The sequence below is a fragment of the Clostridium sulfidigenes genome (assembly GCF_000732635.1).
GTDB lineage: Bacteria > Bacillota > Clostridia > Clostridiales > Clostridiaceae > Clostridium_J > Clostridium_J sulfidigenes.
Window position 1 is genome coordinate 38,330 of the sequence record NZ_JPMD01000003.1, and the last position, 23,314, is coordinate 61,643.

Sequence of the window (23,314 nt, forward strand, 5' to 3'; positions counted from 1 at the left end):
ACATCTTTATATTTTGAAAGTTAATAAACTTTCTATAATTATATTAACCCTTTACATAGGAGTTTGTAAATATGCTTTTATTTATACTTAGATAAGTCCCATTTGCTTGTGGTAGGTCTTTCCCTTATTTCTTTTGATATATTCTTTGTTAATAACACAAAAAATATAAAAGATACTCCTGAAATTAAAAAATATTTCTTAACGTATTCTTTATTTCCTTCAATAGTTAATTTAACAGAATTTATATCTATTTCTTCATATTCCTCTTTTTCATTATTAACCATGTACTCTAAAGTATCCTCTGCCTCTATTATTTTAATACCAATAAAAGTTCCATTTCCAGCAAACCATACCATTATACAAATAAGTATGGCAATACATCCATTTTTAAATCTACTTTCAGATAATCTGTAATTAATAAGTATATTTTTTACCATATAAATTACTGTTATGAAAACTAATAACATATTTAGTCCTACTATTATATACATGATATCCCCCTTAACATTTTAATACAATTATACCATATATGTAACAATGTATATATATGGTATGAAAATATCCTAGGCATTACTACCTAGGATATTTTACTATTTCCTTATTTTATTTATTATTTATTCTATTTACTAAGTCTTGTACAGCTGCTTTATTAACCTGTCCACCAACTTCTACTATTTTCTTAACTAACATCTTATCTGCTAAAGACTTTTGTTTATCAGATAAATTAGAATTAGTTATTATAACTGGTGAACCTGTTTTAGCTGCTAGAGGTGCAACTACTAGAGAATCTACTAACTTCATGCTTTCAGTTACATACATATTCTTTTGCTCTTTTGCAAATAATTTTTCTATAACTAATGCATTAGTTTCGTATCTATTTGCCCCTCCTATCCTATTTTTAGATATATCCTCAGATGTGATTTTATTTAAATCTTTCATAACTGAGTCCTTAACTACACTTTCTCCACCTATAACATAAGCTGATTTAAGTTTTTGATTCTTAAGCCATGATAATACTTTCTTAGGAACCTTTTTGGCTTCAACTAATATTATTGGAGTCTTATCTGTAGCTGCTTTAGATGAAATAGTTAATGCATCTGCTGGAGCATATCCACCTGCTACATAGATATTTTCAACATTCTTTTGTCTATCTATTTGTGTAGCCACTGCTAGTGAAGTTTCATATCTATTTGCTCCACCTAATCTTACTACATCAATTCCCATCTTAGCCATCTCTTTAACTGTAGCTTCAGATATAACACTTGTTCCACCTACTACATAAACTGTTTTAACATCTAATCTCTTTAATTCAGTCTTAGTAGCTTCAGTTAATTTACCAGCTTCAGTTAATAATATTGGTGCATCGTAGTTTGCTGCAAGAGGTGCTGCTACTAAAGCATCAGCATAAGCTGTTCCATTAGCTATTACAGCCATATCTGAATTCTTCCAACCAGTCTTACTAACTTCTACTGCTGTTGCATATCTATCTTTTCCATATAATCTACCAGTAGACTCAACAATCTTTTTAACCTTTTTAATAGTTATTTCTTTAACAGTTGTATTTCCTGCATCATCTATAGCTTCAACAGAAATCTTATTTTCACCTTCAGCTAATTTTACTTCATAAGCTAAATCATATTTAGCACTTTCTAAATCATTAAAGTATGACCAATCTGGTGCTATTGTTTTAACAACATTACCATTTACCTTAACTTTTAAGCTTGGTAGGTTATCGTTTATTTTACCAGAAATAATTACTGAATCTTTAGTAGTTTCAGATGGTACAGCTTCAAGATTAACTACTGGTGCTGTGGTATCTACAAATATTTTATGAGCAAATTCTATCTTATTATTTGCAGCATCTACAGCTGCAACCATAATACTATGATATCCATCTTTTAATTCTACTTCTGTTGAGAAGTTCCAAAGACCACTATGCGTATCAAAGGTTAATGGTACATTCTTTCCATTTACAGTAAACTCAGATATAGATGAAGCATCCTTTACAGTACCTTCAACAGCTACCTTTCCACTATTTGATACTCCAAAGAATTTTGGTCCAGTAACCATTACTGTTGGAATTGTAGTATCTCCTTGTACTGCTCCTGTAGGCTCTTTATATTCTCCTGCAGTTGCCTCTGTTACTTTAATAGATGTTTTATTTTGTGCATAATCATAGATTTCTACAGAACATTTTTTATAATCTAACTTGCTTAAATCAAATTTTCCTGTTGCATTTTCTTCTACTGCTTTACCATCACTAATAAGCACATATTTAAAAATATGACCCTTATTATTGTCTTCTGCAATTACTTCTAATTGTTTAGTATCCTTATTATAATTAACTTTATTAACTACAGGGGCCTTTGTATCAACATTTACTTTAAAGTCAAAGTTTTGCCATTTAGCATTTTCATAATCTACTTTTGCTTTAACTCTATAAGTATATTCACCATCTGAAACTATCTTATTGTTAACAGTTCCATCCCAAGTAGCATCTTTACGGATACTATACTTATCATATTTTCCATCGTGGTAATGTTTTCCTACTTTAAAATCTTGAGTTAAATTTCTTATAACTTTTCCATCTTTATCTAATACCTCTATATCTAGTTCCTTCATATTTCTTAAGTAAGAAAGAACAGGTAATATTGTATCATTTGCTCCATCACCATTTGGAGAGAATGCAATTTTATTTCCATCTGCCTTTTCACCTGATAAATCTACACCTAGGAAATCTATATTATCATTAACTATAGATGTAACTCCATAGAAAGATGCTCTTTTTGTTTCATAGATTGATGCATCTATAGCTGGAGCTTTGTCCCATTCACCTTTAAATCCTAAATATGGAATACTTAAAGTTGGGTTTGTATCTGTAGGATCAGTTAAAGTTACAAATCCTTCTACATATCCACCATTTACAAAAACTTCTTCAATAGATTTTTTATTCATTCCAGTTATAGCATTGTTTAGATCCACAGTAGCAGTAATTTGAGTTTTACCCTTTGCAGCTACTTTAATTGAATTATTACTAAATGATATTGGGAATTTTTTAGTGCCTTTATTAATTATATTTTGAGCTTCTAAGTAAGTGTATTGTTCATCAACTAAATCTGTTTGAACAGTACCTGCCACATTATAAGTTAATTCTTTGTCACTAAAATTTTGAACTTCTATAGTAAATGTAGCACTATTACCTTTAATCTCTTTTAGATTAACCTTACATTCACCAGTGGTTGTATCTGTAACTATGGCAGGTGTGGTTGTAGACGCTTGAAGATCCATAACTCCTGCACCTTGTCTTCTAGGTGATGTATAGTTAGGTCCTGCAACAACGCCTTCTGCCTGATTTGGTCCATTGTCTACATGAGCTACAGCTGTACTCATCATTAACTTTTTAGCCATTTTAGCTCTTGCTTCACCAGTTAATTTAAATTCTTTATCTACTCTTTGAAGTACTAGGGCTGACCCACCAGCTACATGTGGTGCTGCCATAGATGTACCACTCATATTTCCATAATTATTATTATTAAGTGTTGACCATATATTTCCACCAGGGGCAGTAATTTCAGGTTTAAACTCTAAATTTGGAGTAGTTCCCCATGATGTAAAATCTGACATACTTCCTTTAACTGTATTAGGAACTGATACAGTGTTTCCATTTGCTACAACCTTAACTTCTGAAGTTTTTAGTTGTTTTGCAATTTTAGCACCATATGAATTTCCTATAAACAACGCTGGAATTGTTCCGCCTTCTGGATACATCATACTTATAAGTCCTTCTCCACCACCAGCATTATTATAAACTACAACCGCAGTAGCACCTGCTGCTTCAGCATTAGCTATTTTATCTGTAAAATTATATCCACCACGTTCAATCAAAGCTAAATTACCTTTAACTTCTGCTGGGAAATGTTCTGGTAATCCACCTAGTCCACAATCTACAGCTTTTAGTTCTTTTCCTTTAAATACAGATAAAATATCTGTTCCTGATAAAGTGTATGGAGCTATATTCTTTTCTCCATCAATTGAAAACTCTAATCCAAATCCAGTAACAACATTGTTTTCTATAGATGCTACTTGAAGAGAATCTGTTGCTAACCCTGGAGAACCAACAACACCATAATCAGGATTTTCAGTATATGGATTATCATGCCCATCTCCAAACACGTTAGAGTTTCCTGCTGATATTGCCATAACTACACCATTATCTACAGCTCTATTAACAGCAACTTGTTCTAAATCTGTATCATCTACAAAGGATGCTGTTGAACCTAAACTCATATTAATAACATCTGCACCAAGTAGTACTGAATCATCTATAGCCTTAACTATAACATCACCAAAGGTAGAAGCCATAGATGGATCATTACCAAATACTTTCATGGCAAGAATTTGTGCTTCCGGAGCAACTCCTTTGATTCCATCCTTGCTAGTATCTCCATTAGCTCCTACTGTTCCTGCAACGTGCATACCATGCATTGAAGCATCTGGACCTAAATCTAAGATTTCTTGATTATTATCCATGTAGTTATATCCATATGGAACCTTTGAAGTTCTATAAGTACCTGGTAATTTCTTTTCCTTAGATATAGCTTGTACTTCATCTGATTGAAGCTCAGCTTTACTTTGATCTGTAAGAACCATATCTCTATGTGTTGAATCCACACCAGTATCAATAACTGCTACTACTGTACCTTCCCCATTGTAACCACTAGCCCAGGTTTGCTCCGTTTTTATGATTTCACCACTATTATTCATCATAGGCTCTGGTCTTTCATATTCATTAGCAATAGTAACTGACTTAACTCCAGCCATACTTTCAAGATTTTTAGCTTGTCCTAGCGTAGTTTTCATACTAAATCCATTAGCTACATTAGTGAAGCTATTTATAACTTCAAATTTAATTCCTTTAGAACTCATCTTACTTTGTAAAGAGCGTTGTTCTTTTAAAACTTGGTTTTGAAGTTTACCAACTTCAAATTTACTCATTTCATCAAGTTTTATACCCTTTTTAGTAGCCTTTTCAAGTACAGCCTCACTGTCTAATTCTACTATAATTCTAACTTCATCAGAGTCCTTAATTGTTTGTAGTGCTGGCTCTTGTTTTATCTGAGCCTGTAACACCATTAGTTTTTCTTTGCTTTCTCCCAAAGACTTAACTAGTTCGTTAGGCGATGCAAAAGCTGTCATTGTTGAACCTAACACTAAAGATAGAGCTAGTCCAACAGATATGCCCTTTTTAAAGTTCATTAAATTACCCCCTTGATATATAATTTTCTTAACCTTATATGATATGCATATAAACTTATTAACTTGTGTTAATTGTTTTATATACTTTTAAGAATATATTAACAGTATAAGAATTTATTTCAATAAAAAAATTATCTGATTTTTCTTCCATAAACACTAATCTATTACATAAAAATACTTTTTATTGTTTTTTTATCCATGTATTTGGTATTTTTTCAACATGTAAATCCACAATAATCCAAATATCTACATTATTTCGAAAATAAAGTATAACAAAAATTTTAATTTCGTATACCTAATCATTCTTAATTTTATTTACAATTTATATTTTGTTAACTATATATTCATTGATTTTATAATCAAATTATGATTTAAAATCACATTGATTTATTATATATTCATCCATTTTATCTATTATTAAGTATAAATAAGCCATCTTATATAGTATAATAAAATGCATAATATACTAATTATTGCTTACCCTACTATTTAATAAATAATTAAGGAGAGTTTTATATGAATCCAAATAAAAACTTACTAATAAAAAATGCTGTTCATGAAAGTTATAAAAGCATAGCTCTCGGTAAGACAGATAAAAATAGTTGCTGTAGCACTAGTAAAATATCTCTTAAAAAGTCCGCAGTGGAAATTTCAAATAAAATAGGGTACTCTGAAGAAGAAATAAACTCTGTACCTTCAGGAGTAAATATGGGACTTGGCTGTGGTAATCCTCTTTCTATATCTAAGTTGAGTCCTAATGAAACTCTTTTGGATTTGGGAAGCGGCGGTGGATTTGATTGTTTTCTAGCTTCAAAAAAAGTTGGTCCTACGGGTTTTGTAATTGGAGTTGATATGACTCATGAAATGTTAAGAAAAGCTCGAATGGCAGCCTCTCAAAACGGCTATAAAAATATAGATTTTAGACTTGGCGAAATTGAAAACTTACCTGTAGCAGACAACATTGTAGATGTAGTTATTTCTAACTGTGTTATAAATCTATCTCCAAATAAACAAAGGGTTTATGATGAAATATATAGAGTTCTAAAACCTGGTGGACGTATTGCAATTTCTGATATAGTTTTAATGAGGGAACTTACAGAGGACATGAAGGCGGATGAATCTTTATATTGTGGGTGAGTTACTGGTGCTTCTTCAGTTGAAGAATTAGAAGTATACTTAAAAAACTCAGGTTTTAAAGAAATTAATATAACTACTAAAGCTGTTCCTAAGGAATATGAGGAAAAGTGGGGACATAATCTTAAAGTTGGAGAATACATAATGTCTTCATATATAAAAGCATTTAAATAATACTTAAATAAAAAATGATTAGAGTTAATTGACTCTAATCATTTTTACACTAAAAATGTTATATCATTTATTAAATTTTAATACTACCATTATAATTATCTACTATTTAAAATTGAAATACATTCTTTTGTAGATACTAATTGTTGTTCACCATTTTCCATATTTTTCAACAGAATTTTATTAGATGTTTTCTCATCTTCTCCAATAATAATAACATATGGTATAGCTAATTTATTTGCATATTTCATTTTCTTAGCAAACTTTCCACCTTCAAGGTAAATATCAACCTTAATCTCAGATTGTCTTAATTGATTACAAACTTCAATACCATAATCAAAATCTTCATCCATTGGTATCACTAAAACATCTATAAGTGAATTACTATCTAAATCTATAATATTGCTTTCCATAAAACTCCAAAATAATCTTGTTAATCCAATAGATATACCAACCCCTGGAAGTTTTTTATCAGTATAGAACTGGGCTAAATCATCATATCTCCCACCTGAACACACTGAACCAAATTCCGGATAATCATCTAAGAATGTTTCATATACTGTTCCAGTATAATAATCTAATCCTCTAGTTATCTTAAAGTCAATTACATAATTTTTATCCGGAATTCCAAAAGCTTTTATATACTTATTTACAGTTTCTAATTCTTCAACACCTTCTAAAAATCTTTCGTTGGTCACTGAACTATTTTTTAAGAACTGAATCTTCTCCTCATTGCTACCTTCTATAGTTATAAATTTAATAACCTCATCTATTCCTTCACTGGTTATTATATATTCCTCTAATTCTTCTCTGACCTTGGCTTCTCCAATCTTTTCAATTTTATCTACAACTCTTAATACCTCTATATAATTATCTATATTTAAACTTCTTAAAAATCCATCTAGGATTTTTCTATTATTAATTCTTATTTTAAAGTTATCAAAGCCTAACTCTTTAAATATTTTATATATAGTACTAGGAATCTGAGCATCATTTACTATGCTTAATGCTCCATTGCCAATTACATCTACATCACACTGATAAAATTCTCTAAATCTACCCCTCTGATTCCTCTCACCTCTATAAACTTTTCCAATTTGATATCTTTTAAATGGAAAGGCTATTTCTTCCATGTGTTGAGCTACATAACGTGCAAGTGGTACTGTTAAGTCAAATCTTAATGCCATCTCTGTACTACCCTTAGTTAAAGTATATATTTGCTTTTCTGTGTCTCCACCAGTTTTAGCAAGTAATACTTCACTTTTTTCAATTATAGGAGTGTCTATAGGTAGAAATCCAAAAGACTCATAATTTCTTCTAATGACATCATAAACATTATTAAATGCTACTTGCTCTCTTGGAGTAAGCTCCATAAATCCTGGCAATATACTAGGCTTTGTTATTTTTGTACTCATATCAATCTCTCCTTAATTTATAAAACTTATATAATATTTATCTGAAAATCTGAAGCTTTCATACTATAAAAAAATCTCTAAAGACAACTAGTATCCTTAGAGATATAAAACTCAATAACTCCATAGATACATTTGCCTTCGCACAAATAGGCCCTATCTATGGCTTAATTTTAAAACCATAATTATAAGACCTTGCATCTATGATGATGTTCATATTTTCTATTTGACAAGTATTTCACTACAACCATCTCCTGTGTAAATAAATCCTATTATAAACAATTTATCATTTAATATATTTCATGTCAATAATTTTAAATGACTTATACTCTAATTCTTATATACAATCCTGTTTATTAATCTAAGGATTTAGATAATCCATCTCTTCTATTTCCATTTCGACCAATAACTGTGTCGGCTGTAATTAGAGAATTTAGAACTGACTCCTCTACAGCTTCTGCAGCTGCTCTAAAAAAGAAGTCGATATAATTTTCATTAATTACATTAACTTTACTAGTTACACATTCCTCATAATGTTTAATTTTATTAGCTGTACTAAAAGCAATTGCTATATCACCACTTCCATTTCCAAGATAAGAACCTAATCTTGTTATACCCACAATACTTCTCTTTGCCACTCTTTTCAATTGTCTTGGTGATAGCGGAGCATCTGTAGCTAAAATTATCATAATAGATCCCTTTTCCAAATTATCTATATTACAGTTTGTATTAGTTATATTTACACCTATATTATTCTCATATAACATAGGTTTTATATCATTGTTATTAAGTATAAAATCTTCCTTGATTCCAAAATTCGATAATACCAATGCACCTAGTGTATATTCTTCATCTTTTATATTTATTTTTCTAGAAGAAGATCCTATGCCACCCTTATACCCAAAGCAACTCATTCCAGTTCCTGCTCCTACTGCTCCTTCTAAAAAATCTGTAGATGCATTATTTATACTTTCAAATACGTGCTCTTCTTTAACATGAAGCCCTCTAATATCATTTAGATACCCATCGTTACATTCTCCAACTATAGGGTTAATAGTTCCTGTTTCAACACCTATATCAGTGTTTATTGAAAGCATATATCTAACTAATCCTTGACTTACTGTCCCTACATTTAAAGTATTTGTAAGCATAATTGGTGTTTCAATTGTTCCAAGCTCCTCTAATTGTATAGTTCCTACAGTCTTTCCAAAACCATTTATTACGTGAACAGCTCCATATACTTTATCCTTGAATAGATTTCCATCATGGGGTAATATAGCTGTTACTCCTGTGTTTACATCTCCATCTTTTAATGTAACATGACCTACCCTTACTCCTTTTACATCAGTAATCTTATTTTTTTCTCCCCTTGGTAATTTTCCTACAGTAACTTCATAATCTCTAATTCTCTTCATTATTTCCTCCTAAATTCAAATCACTTATTATAACACTCTATACACTTATCTATATATTTTTAAATAATGACTTATTAAATATTCATCTTCTTAATTTTACTATATTATTTTTCTAAATTTCAAAGTTTTATAATTATTTTCCACTTTTATCTTCAAAGGCATATATGTTCATTGAAAGGAGTTGATACTATGGCAATAACAAATACTAAAAATAATACAGCCTTAGTTATTAAATATACAAAGGGGCAAAATCAGGATGGTAGTCCAAAAATTCAAAGTCAAAAATTTTCAAAGGTAAGTGGATCTGCTACTGATGAAGAAATCTACAATCTGGGCATAGTAATTGGATCTGTACTAATAAGTGAACCTACAGAAATTAAAAAACTAGATGATTATACTTTGAATGAAGGCTAAAGATAAAAAATTTCTACTCTCTCATAATTATAATTCTAAAAAATAAGGAGGATTAATAATGGAAAAAAAATTAGTTATGACCTTTAAGGATGAAACGGAAAATAAATTTAATCTTACAGTTAACTCTGTTAAAGATAGTATATCACCTACAGAAATTAACAATATAATGGACTATATTATATCAACTGAAATATTTAAAAGCAAAAATGGAAAATTAGTTTCTAAAACTTCTGCTATAACTGTAGATACTAACACCACTGAACACCCAGTAGGTAACTAAAAAGGAGTGATAAACACGAGGGTACTTTTTCAGTATCTCCGTGTTTATATCACTCCCTTTTTATATTTTCATTTCCTTTCACCTGTATCTCTTGCTATAAGCTAAAATTAATTACTATATAATGTCTAAATCTAATTCATTTCTTAACATATCTTCGTAGGTTTCTCTTTTACATATGAGCCTTGGTCCTAATTTTCCAACTAAAACCACTGGCGCCTTAGGAATCTTATTATAATTACTACTCATGGAATAGCAATAGGCTCCTGTAGAAAGTACTGCTAATATATCACCTTTTTTTACCTTTGGAAGACTTATATCATTAATTAATACATCTCCTGATTCACAACATTTACCAGAAATAGTAACCATAGCTTCTTCATTATTTTCTACATTATTGGCTATTAATCCTTGATACTGTGCACTATATAATGATGGTCTTATATTATCTGTCATTCCCCCATCTACAGATACATATTTTTTAATATTAGGAATTTCTTTAACTCCTCCAATAGTATATAAAGTGATTCCACTATTTCCAACTATACTTCTACCTGGTTCTATTATTATATTAGGATTTTTCATCTGTAATTTTCTACTACAACTCTCTACTTCATTTAAAATTCCAGCACAATATTCCTCTATAGTTTTGGGATCGTCACCTTCACCATAATATATACCAAAACCTCCACCTAGGTTAAGTTCTGTCATACTAATTTCAAAATGATTATTAATATTATTCATTAAATTAATCATAATCCTTACAGCTTCTCTATATGGTTCTATATCAAATATCTGCGATCCTATATGACAGTGAAGTCCTTTTAAATTTATATTCTCAAGCTCACTTATACTCTTTACTACTCTAAATATATTATCCTCCAAAAGAGTAAATCCAAACTTAGAATCAATCTGTCCAGTCTTGATATATTCATGAGTATGTGCCTCAATTCCCGGAATTATTCTAAGTAATATATCCTGAGTTTTTCCATAAACCTCACATATATTATTAATATTCTCTAATTCCATCATATTGTCCACAATAAAGGTTCCAACACCCGCTTTTATTCCTAGTTTTATCTCTTCAATAGTTTTATTATTTCCATGAAAATATACTTTATCCATAGGAAATTCACTGACTATAGCAGTGTAAATTTCTCCTCCTGATACAACATCCAGGCATAGGCCTTCATTCTTCATAACTTGAACAATAGCCTTAGTTAAAAATGCTTTTCCAGCATAGGCTACTTTGTTATCATTTATTTTTGCACCCATAGCTTTCATATATCTTCTACAGTTATCTCTAATTTGCTCTTCATCCATGACGTAAAGAGGAGTTCCAAATTTCTTAACCAGCTCTAAAGTATTAATTCCACCCACAAAAAGATTGTTTTCTTTAACGTTCATTGTTCCAAATAAGTTCATAGTAAATTCTCCTTTCAGCTCCCCACTATAAGTTTATGAGAGTAATATTTATTTGGGTACTTATGTACCAAAAATAAAAAAAGGCGGACAAAGGAACACCCTTGTCACGCTCAATTTAATTCACTATGAACACAACAGGTGTTACTTTGTAGCTCTCCACTATTTTCATAGTGGCAGTATAGCACATATTTTGTACTATCCCAGAGAATATCCTTGCCAGGTTATTCTCTTCGGCTTTTCTCCCCTTTCTTCTTGTATCATCGTGTGCCCACTTCTCAAGAATACTTTTGGTAAAAGCTCCTCTACCCTAAATAACATCTCTTAATTATCTAAATTTAATTTTAATACTTATTGGGATAAATATTTTAATTTTCTTAATAATATAATACTCAACAAACATAGTCAATACTTATTTAACATATTTTTTAATGTAACATATACATTTTAAACTCTACTTCTCATATTTTGTATTTATTACATTATTTTCTTGATATAATTCTTAACTAATCATATAATTTGTATATAATATTATATACTATATTTAGGAGGTGTTTCTATGGGAATAAATATTGTACTTTTAATTGTTGCATCCTTATTCTTTGGTATTGGAATATGCATAAGTAAATTAAAGTGGTATTGGCTAATCTCAGGATACAACACTATGAATAAAGAAGAAAAAGCAAATGTGGAAATTGAAACCTTAGGAAATTATATGAGTAAAACATTCTTTTTTATCTCTAGTTTGAATATTGTAGGATTTCTATTAAATTATTTTTTTAATATTTCTTTAGCTATTTTTATAGTTCTAACTGTAATTGTACTACTGTATTCTATTTATTATTGTCAACGCTTTGACCATAATCCAAACTCTAGTAAAGAAACAAAAATTGTATTAGTAATAGTTATATTTATTATGTTGATAACTTGTATACCTATAATGGCTATTGGTTATTCCTCAACTAAAGTAACAATCACTGATACTTCTATAAAAATATCTAGTGGAGTTAATGCTTCAATTCCAAAGGATAAAATAAAAAGTATTTCCTTAGTAAATGAAATGCCTAAAACTCTTATTAGGACAGGTGGCATAGGCATGGGTAGAATTCAAAAAGGAAGTTATAGTCTAGAAAATGATATTAAAGCTAAGCTATTCCTAGCTAGTAAAGATGGTCCCTTCATTGAAATCATATTGGACTCAAGCCCTTCCCATTATTACATTAACTACAAAGATTCAAAAAATACTAAGACAACCTATGATGATATTATAAATAAATTAGACTTAGATAAATAATACCATAACATGAATTTTTATTATAACACAACTACCATATATACAATATATTACTAGTATTATTTTATGTAATTCTACAAATGATAATATTACTTATATTAAGGAGGAAGTATTATGTCTAAAAATTCTTGTAAAACTAAAAATAAAAAAACCACTTCACTAAAATCTGATCCAATATCCCCTAAATACCAAGAAGGTATTAAAAATAAAGCTAATGAGCATTCTCCATACGGAGAAAATGAGCCTTCTACTCATACTACCTTTAGATAACTTTAAGGAAACCACCTATAAATAATTTAATAATTTTTATAAAATGTTAAGCATACACTCATAAGTGTATGCTTAACATTAATTCTTAACTTATTTAAAATAGTTACTACTTTATAAATAAAAAATTTATATTTTTTCTTCTACTTCACTATTTGATAAAAGATTATTATTTAAAGTTCTCTTATAGAATATAGTAAAACATATTATAGTAGTTACTGATGCAATTATATCTGCTACAGGCTCTGCTGTAAGTACTCCTTGAAGCTTGCCTGCATCCCCTTCAAAAAACATAGGTAGTATAAATATTAATGGTATTAATAAAATTATCTTTCTAAGCAAAGCAAGAACTAGAGATATCTTGGCTTTACCAAGTGCAAGGAAAGTTTGTTGACAAGCACTCTGCGCACCAAAAATAAATATCCCGGCAAAGAATATTCTAATACTCCATGCAGTAATGGCTACAAGTTCAGGCTTATTGTTAAATATACCTACAAAAACTGTAGGGAATAGTAGTAAAGACGCCCACATTATTGTAGTATATGTTAGACAGCTAGTAATCAACAATTTAAATGTTTTTTTAACTCTATCCATTTGTTTACTACCATAATTATAGCTTATAATTGGTTGCGCGCCTTGAGTTAATCCCATAAGCGGCAAAAATATAATTTGCATTATACTACTCATTATAGTCATAGCTCCTACCGCTAAATCTCCACCATAGATTTTAAGTTTATTGTTTAAGGATATTAAAACTAAGCTTTCCGTAGCTTGCATTATAAATGGAGATACTCCAAGGGCAATTATTCCAAGAACTACTTTAGTATCTGGAACTATATACTTCTTTCTTATTTTAAGAATGCTTTTCTTTCCAAATAAAAAATATAATACCCATATTGCTGATACTGCTTGGGCAAGTAATGTAGCAAGAGCTGCTCCCTCAACTCCCATATTAAAACCAAATATTAATATAGGGTCAAGAACAATATTTATTACTGCACCTACCATTACTGTAATCATACCAGTTTTAGCAAAACCCTGGGTATTTATAAAAGGATTCATCCCAAGAGCTATTTGCACAAAAACAGTTCCTATAAGATATATAGTTAAATAGTCATTGGCAAACCCAATAGTATTTTTACTCGCACCAAATGCCCAAAGTATAGGTTCTTTAAATGTTAAAAATCCAATAGTTAAAATGATACCTATTACAACTAGAGTAGAAAAACTATTGCTCAATATTTTTTCAGCACCATCATTGTCTTTCTCTCCCATTTTAATAGCAGCTATAGGTGCTCCTCCCATTCCTATAAGAGCACTGAATGCCGATATAATCATAATTATAGGAAATGCAACTCCAACGCCAGCCATAGCTAAATCCCCATTTGGAATTCTTCCAATAAAAATTCTATCTACCATGTTATATAAAACATTCACAAGTTGAGCAACGATAGCTGGAAGTGCTAGCTTAAATAACAAACTTCCAACCTTATCTTTTCCTAAATCCACATTATTTTTTGACATTTAATCATCCCTTCTTAACTTATTAAACTTTAGCTCTCAATACCCTAATCTTTATTCAAAATAAGGGATTATACTGCCTTGTACTTTCAATTATTTTTAGCCCCTTAATGCAATATGATACTACTTATATATATTATTAAAGCTTAATTAAGTATTTTAATATTTTTTAAATCTAACTATGTATTTAAGAAATATAATAAATAAGCTACCTAAGAATAATTATCCAAAATCTTATTCTTAGGTAACCTTAAATTTTTAATTATATTATATTATTTTTTATTTTTCATTATTAAATATGGTGAATAGATCTTTTATTTTTAGTCTATTACCTGTATGAAGTATTACTACAGAGTATACTCTAGCTGTAAATAGAGTCAAAACTACAATTGTTGCTATTAATATTAATAATGAAACTCCCATTTGAACTATACCTACTGTTTCTGACAAAATCATAGATGGTATATAAAATGGTGCTGAAAATGGTACATAGGTTGCAATGGTTCCTATCACTGATTCTGGTGACATTATTGCTGCATATGCTAGGTAAAAACCTATTATTGAAATAAATGATACTGGCATTATAGCTGTATTTAAATCTTCTAACTTACTTATAGTTGCACCAACTAAAGCATTTATAACAGCATATAATACATATCCTAATATGAAGAACAGTATTATTAATACTACTTGTATCATCGGGATTTTTCCAAGTACTGCTGATATATCGAATATATTTGCAGATGTATCTATAAACTTCTTAACTATAGCTCCACTTCCTATAAAGGATATATAGGCAGTTAGTAATATAGATGCAAACTGAGTTATTGCTAAGAATCCCATACCAACACACTTACCTACAACAAGTTCCATTGGTTTAGTTGATGTAAGTAATAATTCCATTACTCTTGAGGTTTTCTCTGCAACTATAGAACTGGCAACCCAATATCCATAAAAATAAATTATATAGAATAGTAGCATACATGCTACCATAGGAAATACCATTTTTATTATCATATCTTCCAAGGTATCATCCTCATCACCTGCAGTAAATACTTGAGTGTTTATAGGTGTAGATAATTTTCCTAGATCTTCTTGTGATACTCCAGCCTTAATTAATCTACTATTATTTAAAATACTAGATATAGTTTCTGCTAGTATTTGTCCATCCTCTGAAGATACGGCATCACTAGTGGGTGTTATTACCTCAACGTAATATCCTATGTTCTCATTACTAATAGAAACTAAAACCATCTTATCTTCTAAAGTTTTAAGTTTTTCTAATATAGTCTCTCTACTTTCTGTAGCCTTTTTTAAATTTAAATTTGGAAAAGCTACTTTTAATCCGGATTCTAAATCTACCTTTAGGTCAGAATCATTCATATAATAAGCAGTCTCTATTCCAATTTTTTTGATATCATTAGTTGCTTCTTTACTGTCATCATCCTTACCAAAAATTGCAGGAATAAAGTTTACTAATGATGTTAATATAAGTACTGCTATCAATATTATGGTGGTAGAAATCTTGAATGCCTTCCCTTTAACTTGTTGCGCTACAGTAAATTTTGTAACCTTCCAAAAATTATCCATACTCAATTCTACTCACCTACCTTTTCAATAAATATTTCATGAAGAGTTGGTTCCCTAAGCTCAAATCTAATAACTTGAATATTTCTACTTAATATTTCTTTAAGTAAACTTGTAGCTTCATCTTCACTATTAATACTTAACTCTATACAATCTTGATTTTCATTTAAAATTTTCATATTAGCTTTTTCCAATAGTTCTTTTATATCTCCATCACAATTTAAAATTAAGTGATTTCTTCCATAAGATTTTTTAATCTCTTTTAAGTTACCACTTAACACAGTTTTGCCTTTATTAAGTATAACAAGATTCTCACAAAACTCTTCTATAGTACTCATTTGGTGACTTGACATTATTATATATTTACCTCTTGCTATTTCTTCCTTAATTATATCTTTAAACAAATCTGTATTTACTGGATCAAGTCCACTTAAAGGTTCATCTAAAATTAGTACTTCTGGATTAGATATTAATGCTGCAATAAATTGTATTTTCTGCTGATTACCCTTAGATAATTGCTCTGCTCTTTTATTTCTATATTCAGTAGCTTCTAATCTTTCAAGCCAATATTCAATGCTTTTTAATGCCTCCTTACGAGTCATTCCTTTTAATTCACCAAAATATATTAATTGATCTAACACAGTAAATTTTGAATATATACCTCGCTCTTCTGCTAAATATCCTGTTGAAACTTCTTTAGAATTATAAGGTTTCTCATTCCAAGTAATCGTCCCATTATCTTTTTTCAACATTCCTAGCATCATTCTTATGGTAGTAGTTTTTCCTGCACCATTAGTTCCTAATAATCCAAAAACTCCTGGTTCTTCTATGGAAAAGCTTAAATTATCAACTACCAATTTATCACCATAGCTTTTAGCAAGATTATTTACCTTTAACGCCATATTTCCTCCCCCTTATCAATTTTTTCAATTGAATTATGTTATAACTTTATGTAAATCCTTTTTTGCCCATGGTATAAATATATATTATTGTTAATTTGTAGTCAATACACCTTTTTTAAATATAACTTGAATTTTACTTGAAACTACTTAAATTTATACCTATTTTCTTCTTCAACAATTATTTTATGCAATATGCAAAAAACACCTAAAAGGTGTTCTATAAGTATTAAATATATAATTTTATATTTATTTTAATCTGCCCTAAGCTTCATTCCCTTTATTATAATACCAATGATACCTATAGATAATACGATATCTCCAATACTGGCTATCCCCCCATACTTCCATAACTTATATGGTATTACATCTGCTAGAAATTTAAACTTTGTTTCTCCACTAATAATAGAATATAAACCTTTAGTTTCTACTGGTCCACTTACATTTAATATATCCATAGCCTTTATACTAATAGGCATAGTACATCCATTTCCGAATATAACCACTATATTCAATAAAAAGCCTATCCCAATGACTAAAATCATCTTATATTTTCTATTGATATATATAAATGCCATTATACAACTATACATTACTATATTTAAAACATAAGTTAAACTTCCAATTTGAAGGTTTCCTGATTTAAGAAAAATCTTCATTATAAATTCCACTAAAAACCCTAGGGCTATAAGCCACCATCCTTTAATTTCGAGATTATTTAAGTTTTCTATATTTCCTTTTAGCAAATATCCTAATACTACTCCAAGAATCACTGAAAATAAGAACATGGCTATCCCCCATATATGTAAAATATTTTAAGTTGAATTATTTTTAATTATTATATTAAGGCAACTTTCCACCATTCTTTTCTACAATTCTTAAATAAGTTTCTGCCACCTTAGGATGAAATTGAGTACCTGAATATTTTTTAATTTCCTCTAAAATAATACTTTCCGAAAGTCCTTTCCTATAAGGCCTATCAGATGCCATAGCATCCACCGTATCTGCTAGTTGAACTATGTAAACATTTAAAGGTAATTCATCACCTTTTTTACCATCTGGATATCCTTTTCCGTCATACCTTTCATGATGGTTTCTAACTACAGGATAAACATAATCAATATTTTTAATATCCTTAATTATTTTAATTCCTATCTCCGGATGTTCCTTTATTGCATCGAATTCCTCATCCGTTAACTTTCCTGGTTTATTTAAAATAGCATCACTAACTCCAATTTTACCCACATCATGCAGCATAGCAGCTATATTTAGTTGCTCAATATTCCAAGGATTATATTTCAATTCCTTAGCAATAGCTACAGATATTTCTGCAACCCTTCTAGAATGTCCTTCTGTATATTGATCTCTAGCATCAATTGCATTCATTAAGGCTTCTACAGTATCTATAAATTGTGATTTTGAACTTGTATATAATAATAGAGTATATCTAATTAACAATAATGGAAATGTTATGAATACTATGCCTAAATAACCATACTTAATAAATACTAGTGCTAATAAAATTCCTATTGGAATCATAACTACAGAATTTAATATTCCCATTCTTATATTACCCGTAAAACAAAATACTACATTCTTATTTGTAACTATAGACATTAATATAGACATTATTAAACTATTAACTATTATGAAAGCAAAACAAAATACTATCAATGGTCCTATATTGCTAACTATAAAGTTTAGACTAAATTGTCCACCTAAGGTTTTATAAAAAAAACTACCAACTACAACTGGTAATATTAACGCACAACAATTAAATATTGTTCCATATAGTGGAGTATTAAATACATGTTTATATTTACCATTATCTATTTTCATAACTCTAAATAAGAATCCCACTACTAGAATTATAATGCATTGAAAAGGACCAAACAAAATATAAGATGCTATAGTTACCGCAAAGCTTGTACTAAAAGACATATTCCTAAAATATACAGTAAACGATTCTGTAATTGCTGTTAGAATTATAAATACTATAATATTTGCATAATTACAAACTTCTATTTTTATTTCCCCTTCAATTATAGGTATTATAAAAGATATTATAGTAATTATATAAATTGAAAGAAAAAATCTTTTTTGTTTTGAAGATATACTATTCATCTTATTCCTCCGCTATATATTTAAGGCCGATTATTTATTATCTTTAACTATTAAAACACCCAAGTGATAGTTGATCCACCTGCCATTGCTAAAGCTATTAAAGCTATTAAAGCTGGCATTACTTTTTTCATGTTTTTCATTATAAAATCCCCCTTATATGCAAATTAACAAAGATCCGCTAAAAATCTGTCATAATTTCCACTCCGCTAAGGGAAGATAAATAAAATAAAATATAAATATAATATAAATATAATCGGCCATTAAACCTGTTTAACTATTTTTCTATTCTTCTATTTATTGCATCAAGAGTAGCCTTTGCTATTGCCTCATTTACATCATTTCTTACAATGGCAGTTCCTATTAGAACCTCTTCTGCAATGTCATTTATCATATTTACAATAACGGTTACATAGGATATGTCTCTAATTGAATTTATTACTATATCCTCTACATCAAAAACAGAGACTTGTCCAATTATTTCCTCTATAGCTGACACAGTAGCTTTAGCTACTACCTTAAGTCTATTAATACTTGTTCCAATTGCAGTTTGTGTAGACGTATACTCATCATCATCCATATTCAATCTAATTTCACATCTTACGTTATTATCTTTAACTTCTAAAGAAATACCTTCATATCTAATTCTCTTTATAGACTTCGTTTCCCCAGTATCTATTTGAGCTATACTAATTAATTTTCTATCTATTCTATAATTAAATATCGCAAGAAGTGCTGATTCGATGTCTCTTACAATCTGTTTAGGTGATCTTGTAGTATTGGCAATTATATGAACCTCTTCTACTTCTTCCTCATTATATACTACTTTACTATGAGTTACACCTTGAATTTTCGCTATAACATCTTCAAAGGACATAAAATCCATAATTAACACCTCATTTTTATATTTTCAGTTAAATTATACATCATATTTCCTTTATTAACAATATTAATATCTGTAATTTTTTTGAAGTGTGCTGTTTACATTATATTATCATTGAAATATGAATTATTTTTCACTAGAGTTTAAGACTATAAAATAAAAATATATTGAGATATAGATTTATCCCATATCTCAACATATTAATGTACATTTTCTAAAATTTAATTTTATTTTCTGGAGCTGCATACTCTTTAGCTTCTACTGGCAATCCCTTTTCCTTTAGTGCATTATTAATTACACTTACTATAATTGAATAAATTACAGCAAATGTTGGAACTCCTAATATCATTCCTACCACTCCAAATAATCCATTTCCTAAAAGTATGGCAAACATTACCCAAAAGGCAGTCAATCCTGTGGAGTTTCCTAAAATCTTAGGCCCTAATATATTTCCATCAAACTGTTGAAGCACTAAAATAAATAATATAAACCATAATGCCTTAATTGGACTAGCAATAAATATAATTATAACGCTAGGAACTGCCCCTATAAATGGTCCAAATACCGGTACAACGTTAGTTATTCCTATTATAAAGCTTACAAGAAGTGGATATGGCATTTTAAATATCTTCATACCCACAAAACATATGATTCCTATAATTAATGAATCTAACAACTTACCACCAAGAAAACCTATGAAGGTTTTATGACTAGACCTAGTGAGCTCTATTACATATTTTACAGGTTTCTCCGGCAACATAGCATATAAGAATTTTTTAATCTGTGCAAAAAATTTTTCTTTTCCTGCTAATAAGTAAATAGATATAATTGTTGCTATAAATATGTTTAGTATATATTGAGTAATATTAGCAGAGAATTGGAATAAATCTAACACTGCTGTACCTGCAATACTGGTTATATACTTAGATATACTATTAAAATCTTTTACTAGATCTTCTACCATATCCCCATTCAAATTTAAGGCTATAACGATATTATTTATGTATTCCTCTAGAGCCTTAATATATTCAGGTATATTTTCTAAAAGTGTATATATACTACGACTTAGCTCTGGAACTAATATAGAAAATACAATACTAATTAATATAGCTGCAGATATATATGTAATAGTTATTGAAATAAACCTTTTTGCTTTGTACTGATTTTTCTTGTCCATAAATTTAAGAACTTTATCTTCTAAAAACTTTAATGGTATAGCTAATAAATATGCCATAGCAAAACCATATATAAATGGCATTAATAGTTTAATTATTTCTCCTACTTTATTAAAAATACCTCCTAGATTTTTTATTATAAAAAACAGTATAATCCCTACTGAAACTACAATAATATTAGATATGGTTCTTTTAGCAATATTGGAGTTTAGTTTTATTTTCATAATTGTCTCCCTTATTTTACATTTTAAATTTTTCTATGTTCTAAATTATATATCAACAATACTTATTTAATACTTAAGTTTATTGTTTTTTTCCACATTATTAACTTAGGCTACACAATTATACTATTTTTTAAGCTTATTTACTACAATAAACCTCGAAACAAAAGAAGTTCTTATATATCGCCATAAATAAGAACTTCTTTATAACATATTTATCTACAAATTATCTACAAAGTTAATCTACCTTATACTTGAAATAGCCCATTTATTATCATTGTACATTATAGTTAATGTGTTATAGACTGGTTTCTCATTGCCCTCTGCTGTAGCTAAATTGAATTTTATCTTATGCAATTTAACCTTGCTACTTACATCAACTTGGTCTATGATTTCATAGCTAGTAATCCATGGACTTGAAGTCCCTGTTACCCATGATGTATTATTTTCATTAGAAAGATGATTTTTAAAATCTTGCTGAAGTTCCTTATTCATAACAGCGTATTGAAGTACTCCATTTCTAGTCATCATTCCCTTTGCCCAAAGCTTTGCAGCTTCTTCACTACTCATAGCCCCGAACTCCTTTAAAGCTTCTTCTGCTAAGCCTATATGCTCAATGATTTTATTATTAACTAATAAATTATCACTTACCATAGCTTCTACAAATGGTTCATTTTCTTTTCTTTCAATAATGTTTAAAAAATATACCATAGAAATAGCTGAAATAATTAAAGTCCAACTTACTACTGTTATCATAGTTCTTTTCATTTACCATATCCCTACCTTTATAAGCGTTAATAAAAGATTAAGAATATAGTGCCCATATTCTAAAAAATAAATACACCTATTAAAACTTATTATTTACCTGTACTACCAAAACCTCCAACTCTTTCCTCTTCAGTATTACAGTTATCACTTACTAAGAAAGGTATAAACATAGCTTGAGCTATTCTATCACCTTTTTTAATTATATAAGGCTCTTTTCCTAGATTTAAAAGATTTATTCCCAAATTTCCATCATTCTTAGGATTGTTATAATAGTCACACTCTACCCAGCCTTGAGCATTAGCCATTAAAACTGGATGACTTCCCATAGAACTTCTAACATTAATAATCAAAGCTTCCCCTGGTTGAAAATATGATTTTACATCCGTCCATATTAATTGCTTACCCATAGGCTCTATAACTACATCTATAGGTGAATATATATCATAGGCTATAGCATGCTTGCTTCCCCTTGTTGGTAACTGTATGTCTTCTTGCAGATGCTTTCTTTTCTCATCTGTAACTATTTCAAATCCTCTTGTTCTCATTGCGTCTCCCCTCTTTCTAATGCTCTTATATAAATTTTTATAACTTAAACTCTTTAACCTTATTTTCCCTAAGGCTTTCTTTAACATCTATAATTCTTTGTGAGCTACTTCCTCTAAATTTTAGAGTTACATCCCTTTCGCTTATTTCAAATCTTCCATCTACAATTACATCTACATAATTTAAAACTTCTTCTTTATTTAGTTCAAATAATTGCTCCCAAGTATAACCCGTATATAACCATATATTCTTATTACATTTTTCTTTTAATCTCTTAAGTAATTCTAAGGTATTTTTATATTGAACAGTTAGTCCATCTCCACCACTAATAGTTATACTCGTAATTGGATTTTTAGTAAGCTTATCTACAACCTCATCTATTTTATATAAATCCCCTTTTTCATACCAATACTTTTCATTGTGACACCCATGGCATTTATGTGTACACTCTGCTATATAGCACACTTCCCTAAGACCTATTCCTTCATTTAAAGAACAGGGATTATACCCTATTAACCTTATAGTATCAATCAC

The 23,314-nt window shown here is 29.3% G+C and carries 20 protein-coding genes and 1 riboswitch; of the genes, 5 read left to right on the forward strand and 15 right to left on the reverse strand.

Annotated elements, in window-relative coordinates; translation table 11 throughout:
• Positions 1-77: 77 nt before the first annotated feature.
• On the reverse strand, positions 78-491 hold the full coding sequence (locus IO99_RS02680; protein ID WP_035129897.1) for a hypothetical protein: 414 nt from the start codon (positions 489-491) through the stop codon (positions 78-80).
• A gap of 112 nt (positions 492-603) precedes the next feature.
• Positions 604-5,256, reverse strand: a complete 4,653-nt coding sequence (locus IO99_RS02685) for a cell wall-binding repeat-containing protein (RefSeq protein WP_051823873.1) — start codon at positions 5,254-5,256, stop codon at positions 604-606.
• Positions 5,257-5,772: 516 nt separating this feature from the next.
• Between IO99_RS02685 and arsM the strand changes: the two genes are divergently transcribed.
• The gene (arsM, locus tag IO99_RS02690) at positions 5,773-6,564 is read left to right on the forward strand and encodes an arsenite methyltransferase (protein ID WP_084178045.1); all 792 of its coding nucleotides are present in this window, start codon (positions 5,773-5,775) and stop codon (positions 6,562-6,564) included.
• Positions 6,565-6,659: 95 nt separating this feature from the next.
• Here arsM and hisS read toward each other — a convergent pair whose 3' ends face one another.
• Both hisS and IO99_RS02700 read right to left on the reverse strand, forming a co-directional pair.
• Positions 6,660-7,976, reverse strand: a complete 1,317-nt coding sequence (gene hisS, locus IO99_RS02695) for a histidine--tRNA ligase (RefSeq protein ID WP_035129900.1) — start codon at positions 7,974-7,976, stop codon at positions 6,660-6,662.
• A 353-nt stretch (positions 7,977-8,329) separates the two neighbouring features.
• Positions 8,330-9,388, reverse strand: a complete 1,059-nt coding sequence (locus IO99_RS02700; protein ID WP_035129902.1) for a DmpA family aminopeptidase — start codon at positions 9,386-9,388, stop codon at positions 8,330-8,332.
• 189 nt (positions 9,389-9,577) lie between these two features.
• Between IO99_RS02700 and IO99_RS02705 the strand changes: the two genes are divergently transcribed.
• Positions 9,578-9,802 (forward strand): DUF1659 domain-containing protein, encoded by a 225-nt coding sequence (locus IO99_RS02705; protein WP_035129904.1) that lies wholly within the window; start codon positions 9,578-9,580, stop codon positions 9,800-9,802.
• 58 nt (positions 9,803-9,860) lie between these two features.
• Entirely contained in the window at positions 9,861-10,082 is a 222-nt protein-coding gene (locus IO99_RS02710) for a DUF2922 domain-containing protein (RefSeq protein ID WP_035129906.1), read from the forward strand.
• 114 nt (positions 10,083-10,196) lie between these two features.
• On the opposite strand, the gene lysA is transcribed toward IO99_RS02710, so the two are convergent.
• A complete protein-coding gene (lysA, locus tag IO99_RS02715) occupies positions 10,197-11,504 on the reverse strand; it encodes a diaminopimelate decarboxylase (protein ID WP_035129908.1) in 1,308 nt (435 codons plus the stop codon).
• 141 nt (positions 11,505-11,645) lie between these two features.
• Positions 11,646-11,817: riboswitch (Lysine riboswitch) on the reverse strand.
• Between the two features lie 243 nt (positions 11,818-12,060).
• Here lysA and IO99_RS02720 point away from each other — a divergent pair.
• Both IO99_RS02720 and IO99_RS19260 read left to right on the forward strand, forming a co-directional pair.
• Entirely contained in the window at positions 12,061-12,795 is a 735-nt protein-coding gene (locus IO99_RS02720) for a DUF3784 domain-containing protein (RefSeq protein ID WP_035129911.1), read from the forward strand.
• A 114-nt stretch (positions 12,796-12,909) separates the two neighbouring features.
• The gene (locus IO99_RS19260) at positions 12,910-13,065 is read left to right on the forward strand and encodes a hypothetical protein (protein WP_198028548.1); all 156 of its coding nucleotides are present in this window, start codon (positions 12,910-12,912) and stop codon (positions 13,063-13,065) included.
• A 126-nt stretch (positions 13,066-13,191) separates the two neighbouring features.
• On the opposite strand, the gene IO99_RS02725 is transcribed toward IO99_RS19260, so the two are convergent.
• The 10 genes from IO99_RS02725 to nrdG form a co-directional block, all read right to left on the reverse strand.
• Positions 13,192-14,586 (reverse strand): MATE family efflux transporter, encoded by a 1,395-nt coding sequence (locus IO99_RS02725; RefSeq protein ID WP_035129914.1) that lies wholly within the window; start codon positions 14,584-14,586, stop codon positions 13,192-13,194.
• Positions 14,587-14,862: 276 nt separating this feature from the next.
• Complete coding sequence (locus IO99_RS02730) at positions 14,863-16,173, reverse strand: ABC transporter permease (protein WP_156964274.1); 1,311 nt, start codon at positions 16,171-16,173, stop codon at positions 14,863-14,865.
• An 8-nt stretch (positions 16,174-16,181) separates the two neighbouring features.
• Positions 16,182-17,072 carry an ABC transporter ATP-binding protein gene (locus IO99_RS02735; RefSeq protein WP_035129920.1) on the reverse strand — a complete coding sequence of 297 codons (891 nt, stop codon included), beginning with the start codon at positions 17,070-17,072 and terminating at the stop codon, positions 16,182-16,184.
• A gap of 251 nt (positions 17,073-17,323) precedes the next feature.
• A complete protein-coding gene (locus tag IO99_RS02740; protein ID WP_035129923.1) occupies positions 17,324-17,857 on the reverse strand; it encodes a DUF5317 family protein in 534 nt (177 codons plus the stop codon).
• Between the two features lie 55 nt (positions 17,858-17,912).
• Positions 17,913-19,193 carry an HD-GYP domain-containing protein gene (locus IO99_RS02745; RefSeq protein ID WP_051823874.1) on the reverse strand — a complete coding sequence of 427 codons (1,281 nt, stop codon included), beginning with the start codon at positions 19,191-19,193 and terminating at the stop codon, positions 17,913-17,915.
• A gap of 274 nt (positions 19,194-19,467) precedes the next feature.
• On the reverse strand, positions 19,468-20,076 hold the full coding sequence (locus IO99_RS02750) for a hypothetical protein (RefSeq protein WP_035129926.1): 609 nt from the start codon (positions 20,074-20,076) through the stop codon (positions 19,468-19,470).
• A gap of 211 nt (positions 20,077-20,287) precedes the next feature.
• On the reverse strand, positions 20,288-21,472 hold the full coding sequence (locus IO99_RS02755; protein ID WP_051823877.1) for an AI-2E family transporter: 1,185 nt from the start codon (positions 21,470-21,472) through the stop codon (positions 20,288-20,290).
• 240 nt (positions 21,473-21,712) lie between these two features.
• The gene (locus tag IO99_RS02760) at positions 21,713-22,237 is read right to left on the reverse strand and encodes a hypothetical protein (RefSeq protein ID WP_035129928.1); all 525 of its coding nucleotides are present in this window, start codon (positions 22,235-22,237) and stop codon (positions 21,713-21,715) included.
• Between the two features lie 89 nt (positions 22,238-22,326).
• Positions 22,327-22,782, reverse strand: a complete 456-nt coding sequence (locus IO99_RS02765; protein ID WP_035129931.1) for a dCTP deaminase/dUTPase family protein — start codon at positions 22,780-22,782, stop codon at positions 22,327-22,329.
• Positions 22,783-22,819: 37 nt separating this feature from the next.
• Positions 22,820-23,314: an anaerobic ribonucleoside-triphosphate reductase activating protein gene (gene nrdG / locus IO99_RS02770; RefSeq protein ID WP_051823879.1), complete on the reverse strand. Its 495-nt coding sequence runs from the start codon at positions 23,312-23,314 to the stop codon at positions 22,820-22,822.